At 65.2% G+C, this 1,142-nt stretch carries 1 protein-coding gene; it reads right to left on the reverse strand.

Translation table 11 applies throughout. The features are described 5' to 3' along the window. The coding region (locus tag ACWD26_RS44110; RefSeq protein ID WP_451279414.1) for an IS630 family transposase at window positions 1-1,104 on the reverse strand (1,104 nt) is incomplete at its 3' end. Between the last annotated feature and the right edge of the window lie 38 nt (window positions 1,105-1,142).

The raw sequence follows: 1,142 nt of genomic DNA on the forward strand, positions 1-1,142 counted from the left end.
GATCCGTCGGCAGAGGCGGGCGAGGGAGTCGAGGATTTCTTCGGCTGTCTTGGTCCAGATGAACGGCTTGGGGTCTTCGTTCCAGACCTTGACCCACGCGCGGATGTCGGCTTCGAGGGCCTGGATGTTCTTGTGTGCGCCGCGGCGGATCATCTGGTGGGCGAGGTAGCCGAACCACCGCTCGACCTGGTTGATCCAGGACGAGCCGGTCGGAGTGAAGTGCAGTTCGAACCGTGGGTGTTTGGCCAGCCAGGCCCTGATCGCAGGGGTTTTGTGAGTGCCGTAGTTGTCCACGATCAGGTGGATCTGCAGGTGCGCTGGCACCTCCTTGTCGATCCGGACCAGGAACTTCTTGAACTCCACGGCCCGGTGCCGGCGGTGCAGGGCCGTGATGACTTCACCCGTGGCGACGTCGAAGGCGGCGAACAGCGTGGTCAAGCCGTTGCGCACGTAGTCATGGGTGCGCCGCTCGGGCATGCCCGGCATCATCGGCAGCACCGGCTGGGACCGGTCCAGGGCCTGGATCTGCGACTTCTCATCCACCGACAGCACCACCGCACCCTCGGGCGGGTTGAAGTACAGGCCCACGACGTCGTAGACCTTCTCCACGAACAACGGATCCGTCGACAGCTTGAAGGTGTCCGCCAGATGCGGCTTGAGCTGGAACTGCCGCCAGATCCGGCCGACCGTGGACTTCGACAGACCACTGTGTTCGGCCATCGACGTCCGCGACCAGTGGGTGGCGTTCTTCGGCAGCTGTTCCAGCGTGGTGACCACCACCGCTTCCACCTGCTCGACGCTGATGGTGGGCGGCCGGCCCGGCCTCGGCTCGTCGACCAGCCCGTCCAGCCGCTCGGTGAGAAAGCGCCGCCGCCACTTTCGTACCGTGTCCGCAGTCACCCGCAGCTCTCGGGCGACCGCGACAATCGGCGGTACTTCCGGCCCCGCACACGCCAGCACGATCCGCGCCCGCAGGGCCAGTGCCTGGGACGATGTCGCCCGACGCGTCCACCGCTCCAACTCCGCCTGCTCGTCATCGGACAGCAGCAACGGCACCAGTTTCGGGCCACGACGAGGAACTGACGCACCAGCAGTAGAAGTCACACACCAACTAACGATCAACTACTGGCGCAGGACACTAG

Source organism: Streptomyces sp. NPDC002787 (assembly GCF_053592095.1).